This window comes from Nonomuraea sp. NPDC049421 (assembly GCF_040677005.1).
In the GTDB taxonomy this organism is placed as follows: Bacteria; Actinomycetota; Actinomycetes; order Streptosporangiales; family Streptosporangiaceae; genus Nonomuraea; species Nonomuraea salmonea.
Genome location: NZ_JBFAQA010000035.1, coordinates 16,767 through 24,633 on the forward strand (window position 1 = coordinate 16,767; position 7,867 = coordinate 24,633).

Consider the following 7,867-nt stretch of genomic DNA (forward strand, 5'->3'; position numbering starts at 1 on the left):
GAACTTGGCGCGGTGAACTTGGCGCGGTGAACTTGGCGCGGTGAACTTGGCGCGGTGAACTTGGCGCGGTGAACTTGGCGCGGTGAACTTGGCGCGGTGAACTTGGCGCGGCAAGCGTGACGCGATGAGCGTGCGCGACGAGCCAGGCGCGGTGAGCGTGGCGGGCTCCCTTCGGTGGCGTCCTCTCAGGCGGCGGCGCCCGCTGCGCTCCGCTCGGGCAGCGCTCCTCGGTCCGCGCCCTTCAGGCGAAGGCCCTCAACCGCATTCTGAGATCGGCGCCCTGACCTCGGCGCCCTGACCTCGCCGCCGGACCTCGCCGCCGGACCTCGGCGCCCGGACCTCGGCGCTGTGAGGGCGCAGTGGAATGGTCGCGCTGGAGTTGGCGTGGGGCGCCCCTTTGGGGTGCCTCTTGGTGGGGGCGCTTCGAGGTCTGTTGGCAAAGAGTCGTGGCTCAGGGCGGGGGGCTGGGGTGGTTGATTGCGGGGACACATCCCGTCATATGGGGCCGGGTTCAATGCCGTGTGCTTGCTGGGGTGAGGTGGGGTGGCTTGAGGAGTCATTACTCTGTGCAATCATACGAGGGCTAAAAGTTACTCTCCGTTGGGAGGCATCAATGCACCGTTCCGTGCGCCTGTTCGGCGCCGCTGTCCTCGCCGGCATGGGGTTGCTCGTGGGCGCTCCTGCTGCGAACGCCGTCGTCGATCCGGTCGCTCTGCTCGATTGCGTGACGGCCGGGGTCGGCGAGGTCACCACCATCGTCGATCCGGCGGCTCCGGGGCTTCCCGCTGAGCTTCCCCTGGTGGGTTGCACTGCTCCTTGAGCTCAGGTGGCCGGGCCGGGAGTTCGGTGAGCGGGCATGGCAGTGAGCGATTAGCGGTTGTAAATCGTCCGTCGTCGTGAGTGGTTGCGGTGGCTGACGGCGACGGCTACTGTGATCGGCCGCCGATCGCTCCTTGCCATGGAGTTCGGGGTCGTGGTTCTGGTGCACGGGTTTCGTGCCGTGGTGATCGGTGGATGTGGTCGCCGATCGCCGTTGGGCTAGCGGTCGGTGGGGGTGCGGCGCTGTTTGGCTGCGGTGGGCGGTTGAGGAATGGCCCTGCCATCGGAGATGCGCATACAGACAGACGCGTGGCGACGGACGCGTGGTGTGCACGGATCGGTCCGCCCTCAGCGGTGGCCCTGGGGGTTCGGCGGCGGTGGCAAGGACTTCGGTGACCGGTGTGGAGCGTGACCGGTGATGGTGGTGGGGTGGGTTGGGGGTCGGGCTCGGTGAATTGAGGGGTTGGGCACGGTGGTGGGGGTGTGGGCGGAAAGGGGAGAGCCGGGCGCTTGGCTGTGCGCCCGGCTCTCTCTATTCACAAGTTCCGGTGGGAGATCCTGCGCCGGCGGCAGGACCTGCCGGTCAGAACTCGCGGCTCAAAACCCTGCGGAGGCGCTCGTTCGCGCGCGTGACGCCGCGTCGCGCGCGCTGCACGCGCTGGGCGCGCAGGATGACGCGCTGCTCAGCGGCCTCACGGTGGAGGGTTTGTATTCGGTCATTCACCAGGTCATGGATGAGATCCGGCACTAGCAGACTCCTCGTCGGCTGGGTCCTCATGATCGTTTCTTCTCTCTTTCTGATGGTGCGGTGTCTCAGGCGGTGTCTCAGGCAGCGACCGGGTGCTTGCGGGGACGCCCGCGCGGACGCTTGCGGGGAACGATCGTTCCCCTGAGGATGAGCTCCCCGCCCCAGACGCCCCAGGGCTCCTCGCGCTCGAGCGCGCGCTCCAGGCAGGCCTTCTGGATCGGGCAGCCGCCGCAGAGTGCCTTGGCGAACTCGACGTCCTCCGGCGACTCGGCGAACCACAGGTCAGGGTCGGTACGACAGGGGATCTTGGCTTCGTCGATCAGGTCCATGATCGTCTTCGCCCCCATCTGCTTCTCCTTTGAATCGATCTTTTTGATCTTGGTCGGGCACCTCGTAGGTGGTCGGAGATCACGGACAAACAAGAAGGCCGCGGATCCTGTCTGTGGATCCGCGGCCTGGGGGCTGCTGTAAGCCGGTCAGGTTATGACCGGAGCATCCCGCCAGGGTTGCGGACCGCACAGTCCACCCTTGGTGAGCTGGTTGGCCGGCAGTTCGATACGTCCCGCATAGACAGGGGCACCTTCCGCGGCCACACCGGAGTGAGCTCGCGCGATGAAGGCGGCGGCCTGACGACGGGCAGACTTCTCCTGCCGGAGCTTGGCGGCACCGGCAAGCAGCACCACCGAGTCACGGCACGCGGAGGCGAACCACGGCGTGGCAGACATCTCGATGCTGATCACTGGGGTTCACCTCCACTCTTGGGATCGTCGGAGCTAGACCGTCCGACTCGCTTGACCAAGACCCTAAACCGGATTGCCGGGAAGGGGCAACATATTTTCTACCTGCGATTTCGTCACTTCGTCCGGCGGATCATGGCCTCTTGTACGACCGAGACCACGAGCTCTCCTGACGCGGTGAACATCTCGCCCCGGGCCAGTCCCCTGGCCCCGGCGGACCAGGGAGACTCCTGAGCATAGAGCAGCCAGTCGTCGGCCCTGAAGGGGGCGTGGAACCACATGGCGTGGTCGAGCGAGGCGCCCATGATGTCGGAGGCGCCCCACGCCATGCCGTGCGCGAGCAGGATGGTGTCGACGAGCGTGAAGTCGGAGGCGTACGCGGCCAGCACGACGTGCAGCAGCGGGTCGTCGGGCAGCTCGGCGTCGTAGCGGAACCACACGTTCGTCTGCGCGCTGCGCAGCGCCGGGTCGAGGTGCGCCTCCCAGGTGAGCGGCGAGGCGTAGCGGGCGTCGACGGGACGCGGGCGGGCTGCCCAGTCGCGCAGTTCGGGGTGGTCGCCGACGAGCTCGAACATGCGGTCCTGGAACGTCGGCAGCGTCTCGGGGTCGGGCACCTCGGGCAGCACCGACGCCTGGTGCGCGACGCCCTCCTCGGCGACGTGGAACGACGCCGACATCGTGAAGATCGCCTTGCCGTGCTGGACGGCGACGATGCGGCGGGTGGTGAACGAGCGTCCGTCGCGCAGCCGCTCGACGTTGTAGACGATCGGGATCGAGGGGTCGCCAGGACGGATGAAGTAGGCGTGCAGGGAGTGCACGTTGCGGTCCTTGGGCACGGTACGTCCGGCCGCCACCAGTGCCTGGGCCGCCACCTGACCGCCGAAGACCCGCTGGATGCGCTCCTCCGGGCTCCTGCCACGGAAGATGTCGAGCTCGATCTGCTCAAGGTCGAGCAGGTCCAGCAGCTCTTTCAGCGCCTCGTTCACGTGTCGTCCCCCTTGGATGTTCCGGTCCTGCGACAAGTGTGACGTGCCGCCCGTACCGGGGTGAAAGCCGGGCCCGGTTCCGCCGGAATGATGTCGTCTTTGCGTTGCGTCCCCGTTACGGCGGTGTCAGGAGGCGCGGCACAGGGCGAGGACGGCCTCGCCGTACCGGTCGATCTTGACCTTGCCGACGCCCGCGATCGCCAGCAGTTCCTGCTCGGTCGCCGGCGCCCGTTCCGCGATGGCCTGCAGCGTGACGTCGGTGAAGATGACGTACGGCGGGACCTTGGTCTCTTTGGCGGTGGCCGTGCGCCACGCCTTGAGGCGTTCGAGCAGCGCCTCGTCGTAGTCGGCGGGGCAGGTGGCGCAGCGGCCGAGCTTCTGCTCGGTCGCGGCGGTCAGCGTCTTGGCGCAGACCCGGCAGCTGACCGGCGCGGCCACCTGGCGGCGCTCGGCGCGGGCGGGCTGCGCCACGCGCGGCGCGGCGGGCGCGCGGCCGGTGAGGCCGTCGAGGAAGCGGGACGGCCGGCGGCTCTTGCGGCCACCCGGCGCCCTGGCCGCCGCCCACGAGATCGACAGGTGCTCCCTGGCGCGGGTGATGCCGACGTAGAGGAGCCGGCGTTCTTCCTCGATCTGCTCGGGACTCTCGGCGTAGATGATCGGCAGCATGCCGTCGGTGACGCCGACGAGGAAGACGGCGTCCCACTCCAGGCCCTTGGCGGCGTGGAGCGAGGCGAGGGTGACGCCCTCGACGGGCGGCGCGTGCTGCTCGGAGGCGCGGCGTTCGAGCTCGGTGACGAACGCCGGCAGGTCGGCGCCTTCGGCCGCCATGTCCTCGGCGAGGTCGGCCAGCGCCTTGAGCGACTCCCACTTCTCCCTGGCCTTGCCGCCGCCGGGCGGCGAGGGGGTCAGGCCGACGCCGCCCAGGATGTGGTGGACCTCGGAGGCCAGCGGCTCGCCCGCGGCGGAGCGGGCCGCGCCGCGCAGCAGCACGACCGCCTGGCGGACCTCGGGACGCTCGAAGAAGCGCTCGGCGCCGCGCAGCACGTAGGGGATCTCGGCCTTGGCCAGCGCCTCCTCGTACGCCTCCGACTGCGAGTTGACCCGGAACAGCACGGCGATCTCGCGCGACGGCACGCCCTTGTCGATGAGCCTCCTGATCGACCTGGCGACGTCGGCGGCCTCGGCCGGCTCGTCGTCGTATTCCTTGAAGGCGGGCTTGGGGCCGTCGGGGCGCTGCGCGACCAGCTCAAGGCGGTGGGGCGACTTGCCCTTGGCGATGACGAGGTTGGCGAGGTCGACGACCTGCGGGGTGGAGCGGTAGTCGCGGACGAGCTTGATGACGGCCGCGCCGGGGTGGTCGACGGAGAAGTTCGTGAGGTAGCGGGGGCTGGCGCCGGTGAAGGAGTAGATGGTCTGGTTGGGGTCGCCGACCACGCACAGGTCGTCGCGCCCGCCGAGCCAGGTGTCGAGCAGCAGCTTCTGCAACGGGTTGACGTCCTGGTACTCGTCGACCACGAAGTAGCGGTATTGCTGGCGGATCTGCGCCGCGACCTCCTGGTGCTCGGTCATCACGGCGGCGGTGAGCTCGAGGATCGTCTCGAAGTCGACCAGGTGGCGCTCGCGCCTGATCTGCTCGTACGCGTCGTAGACGTCGGCCAGCTCGGCCGGCGTGATCGGCGGGGTGCGGTGATATTTCGCCGCGGCCGCGACGTAGTCCTCAGGGCCGATCTGGGTGACCTTGGCCCACTCGACCTCGGAGGCGATGTCGCGCAGCTCGGCGCGCTCGACGTTCCTGCGCAGCCGGCGGCACGCCTCGCCGAGCACCGGCAGCTTCGACTCGATGACCGACGGCGCCGCGCCGCCGATGACGCGCGGCCAGAAGTAGGTGAGCTGGCGCAGCGCCGCGGCGTGGAACGTGCGGGCCTGAACACCGGGCGCGCCGAGCGCGCGCAGCCGCTGGCGCAGCTCGCCGGCCGCCCGAGTGGTGAATGTCACAGCCAGCACGCTCTGCGCGTCGATGACGCCGCTGCGGACCGCGTACGCGATGCGGTGGGTGATCGCCCTGGTCTTACCCGTCCCCGCACCTGCGAGCACGCACACCGGGCCGCGCACCGCCTCGGCGACGGCACGCTGCTCGGGGTCGAGCCCGATCAGTACGTCATCCGCGTTGTTCACCCCTGAATCCTCCCAGCCGCTGGCGGTGCCAGACTTTATTCTGGCAACATGCGCCCCGGCGTATGTTCATCGTCACCGAGATGCAAAAGGATGGTCTCTTCCCCCACAATGGGGCCGACCATGTGCTTGGGGGAAAGGAAGGCCGTGCGAACTGCGGTTTGCGTGAGCGCCCTCGCGCTCGCTGCCGTTGTGCTCACACCTGTCGCCGCGAGCGCCTCTGGCGATCCCACCCCGCTGCCGACGGTGCACAACCCCATCGACGCACAGGGGCTCGGCGGGTTATCGGTCGAGACCGTCCGCTACGGCTCGCATCAGCGCCAGAACATGGACGTGTGGTGGACGCCCGACGGCCAGCAGCGGCCCGGCGTCTTCCTCATCCACGGCGGCTGGTGGTCCAGCGGCGACAAGAAGTACATGAAGGAGATCGTCCGCGGCTACGCCGAGCTGGGCTACACGGTCTTCAACCTCAACTACCGGCTGTCCAGTGACGCGGCGTGGCCGGCGCAGCGCAGCGACGCGCTGGCGGCCATCGCGCTCGCGCGCAAGCACGCCGACAAGTGGGCGTTCGACCCGAAGAACTACGTGCTGGTCGGGTTCTCCGCGGGTGGGCACATCGCGGCGGCGGTCGGCACGTACGGTGACGGCATCAACGGGCTCAAGGGCGTGGTCGGGCTGTCGCCGATCATCTCGCCGCTGCGCGCGTACTCCGACGGGGCCAAGTCGCCCGACCCGAACAAGCGCAGGCTGCGTACGGCGGCGATCAAGCTGGCCGGCGGCTGCGCGCCCAAGGGCAAGTGCTCGCGGGTCTGGGCCAGCATGGAGGTGGCCTGGCACGCCAGCCGCAAGGACGCGCCGATGCTGACCGTCCACTCGAAGGACGAGTTCGTGCCGCCGGTGCAGAGCCAGCTGCTCAGGCAGATGCTCGGCCAGGTGGGCGTGCCCGTGACGGTGCTGACGGCGCCGGGCACCAACCATAGCTCGCCGCTCTATCGGGAGCCGGGCGTGGCGGAGCGGGTGCAGGCATGGATCGCGGAGCGCATCGGGTAGGAATCTGGGATTAAGCGGACGTCGCAGGTTGTTGCACGGATCGCTTGATTTCCTGACCTTGGAGGGATTCCCCAGATGGCGCTCACGGTCTACAGCACTACGTGGTGCGGCCCCTGCAAGCGGCTCAAGGCCCAGCTCACCCGCGAGGGCATCGCTTTCAAGGACGTCGACATCGAACGCGACCAGGCGGCCGCCGAGTTCGTGGAGAGCGTCAACAACGGCAACCAGGTGGTGCCGACCGTGGTCATCGAGACGGCCAAGGGGCGCGTCGTGCGGACGAACCCCTCGGCCATGGAGGTCAAGGCCCTGCTCGGAGCGGCCTGACGGTCACCAGTCGCCGATCAGCTCGCCGCCGTACCAGGTCTCGATCAGGCGGCGGGCGATCGACACGGGCGGCGGGAGGCGCAGCTCGCCGGAGTCGAGGGCGCGGAGCAGCTCTGTCCTCGAATACCAGTGCGCCTCGGCGATCTCGTCGGCGTCGGGGGTGAGCGTGGTCGTGGTGGCCTCGGCGAAGAAGCCGAGCATGAGGCTGCGCGGGAACGGCCAGGGCTGGCTGCCGAGATAGCGCGGGTTGGCGACGGTGATGCCGACCTCTTCCGCCACCTCGCGGATGACCGCCGCCTCCAGCGACTCCCCCGGCTCGACGAACCCGGCGAGGATCGACAGCCGCCCCTCGGGCCACTGCGGGCCGCGGGCCAGCAGGCAGCGGTCGTCGGGGTCGCGGATCAGCATGATGACGGCGGGATCGACCCGCGGGAAGTGCTGGCTGCCGTCGCTCGGGCAGACCCTGATGTGGCCGCCCGCCTGCATGGTCGTGCGGGTGCCGCAGCGCGGGCAGAACTCGTGGGTGGAGTGCCAGGCCTCCAGCGCCACGGCGTGCACGAGCAGGCCCGCGTCGCGGTCGCCGAGCAGCCCGCCCACCTGGCGCAGCCCGGCCGCGACAGGACGGCCCTCCGGCGTGTCGCGCAGCCCCATCGGGGTGGTGAGCCGGCCGTTGACGTCGCCGGCGGGCAGGCCCGGCAGCGGCGCGGCCACCGCGAAGTAGGCGACCCCCTCGTCGACGCCGAGCAGGTAGCGCGGCCCGGCCGGCGCCTCGGCCGGTGTGAACAGCACCGCGTGCACCTCGTCACCAGTGCGCCGCACCAGCGTGTGGCCGTTGTCGATCACCAGCACCCTGGTCGCCGGGTCGGACCACGCCTGCTCCAGCCACCCCTCGTCGGCACGCAGCAGCGAGGATCTGTCGGTGGTCCCCCGAGCGAGAAGCAGTGGTCCGATGAGCTTTTCTTCCGCGGTCCGCACTGGCCGCCCCCTCCCCAAGTCCTCTGTCATCCTATGACCCCGCAGTTAGCCGGCGA

At 69.5% G+C, this 7,867-nt stretch carries 9 protein-coding genes; 3 read left to right on the top strand and 6 right to left on the bottom strand.

Features of this window, described 5'->3' with window-relative positions; all coding sequences use genetic code 11:
- Nucleotides 1-613 precede the first annotated feature (613 nt).
- Nucleotides 614-820, top strand: a complete 207-nt coding sequence (locus AB0K18_RS41620) for a hypothetical protein (RefSeq protein WP_364926265.1) — start codon at nt 614-616, stop codon at nt 818-820.
- Nucleotides 821-1,402: 582 nt separating this feature from the next.
- Here AB0K18_RS41620 and AB0K18_RS41625 read toward each other — a convergent pair.
- The 5 genes from AB0K18_RS41625 to AB0K18_RS41645 all read right to left on the bottom strand — a co-directional run bounded on the left by AB0K18_RS41625 (nt 1,403) and on the right by AB0K18_RS41645 (nt 5,465).
- On the bottom strand, nt 1,403-1,567 hold the full coding sequence (locus tag AB0K18_RS41625) for a hypothetical protein (protein WP_345389710.1): 165 nt from the start codon (nt 1,565-1,567) through the stop codon (nt 1,403-1,405).
- A gap of 77 nt (nt 1,568-1,644) precedes the next feature.
- Nucleotides 1,645-1,914 carry a WhiB family transcriptional regulator gene (locus AB0K18_RS41630; protein ID WP_355426360.1) on the bottom strand — a complete coding sequence of 90 codons (270 nt, stop codon included), beginning with the start codon at nt 1,912-1,914 and terminating at the stop codon, nt 1,645-1,647.
- 129 nt (nt 1,915-2,043) lie between these two features.
- On the bottom strand, nt 2,044-2,307 hold the full coding sequence (locus AB0K18_RS41635; protein ID WP_345389716.1) for a hypothetical protein: 264 nt from the start codon (nt 2,305-2,307) through the stop codon (nt 2,044-2,046).
- A gap of 113 nt (nt 2,308-2,420) precedes the next feature.
- Nucleotides 2,421-3,290 (bottom strand): acyl-CoA thioesterase II, encoded by an 870-nt coding sequence (locus AB0K18_RS41640; protein ID WP_364926266.1) that lies wholly within the window; start codon nt 3,288-3,290, stop codon nt 2,421-2,423.
- A 126-nt stretch (nt 3,291-3,416) separates the two neighbouring features.
- Nucleotides 3,417-5,465 carry an ATP-dependent DNA helicase UvrD2 gene (locus AB0K18_RS41645; RefSeq protein ID WP_364926267.1) on the bottom strand — a complete coding sequence of 683 codons (2,049 nt, stop codon included), beginning with the start codon at nt 5,463-5,465 and terminating at the stop codon, nt 3,417-3,419.
- Between the two features lie 189 nt (nt 5,466-5,654).
- Here AB0K18_RS41645 and AB0K18_RS41650 point away from each other — a divergent pair, with 189 nt between their 5' ends.
- Nucleotides 5,655-6,512, top strand: a complete 858-nt coding sequence (locus AB0K18_RS41650; RefSeq protein WP_364926269.1) for an alpha/beta hydrolase — start codon at nt 5,655-5,657, stop codon at nt 6,510-6,512.
- Nucleotides 6,513-6,587: 75 nt separating this feature from the next.
- Nucleotides 6,588-6,836, top strand: a complete 249-nt coding sequence (locus AB0K18_RS41655) for a mycoredoxin (RefSeq protein ID WP_364926271.1) — start codon at nt 6,588-6,590, stop codon at nt 6,834-6,836.
- Between the two features lie 3 nt (nt 6,837-6,839).
- Here AB0K18_RS41655 and nudC read toward each other — a convergent pair whose 3' ends face one another.
- The gene (nudC, locus tag AB0K18_RS41660) at nt 6,840-7,811 is read right to left on the bottom strand and encodes an NAD(+) diphosphatase (protein ID WP_364926273.1); all 972 of its coding nucleotides are present in this window, start codon (nt 7,809-7,811) and stop codon (nt 6,840-6,842) included.
- Nucleotides 7,812-7,867: the final 56 nt, after the last annotated feature.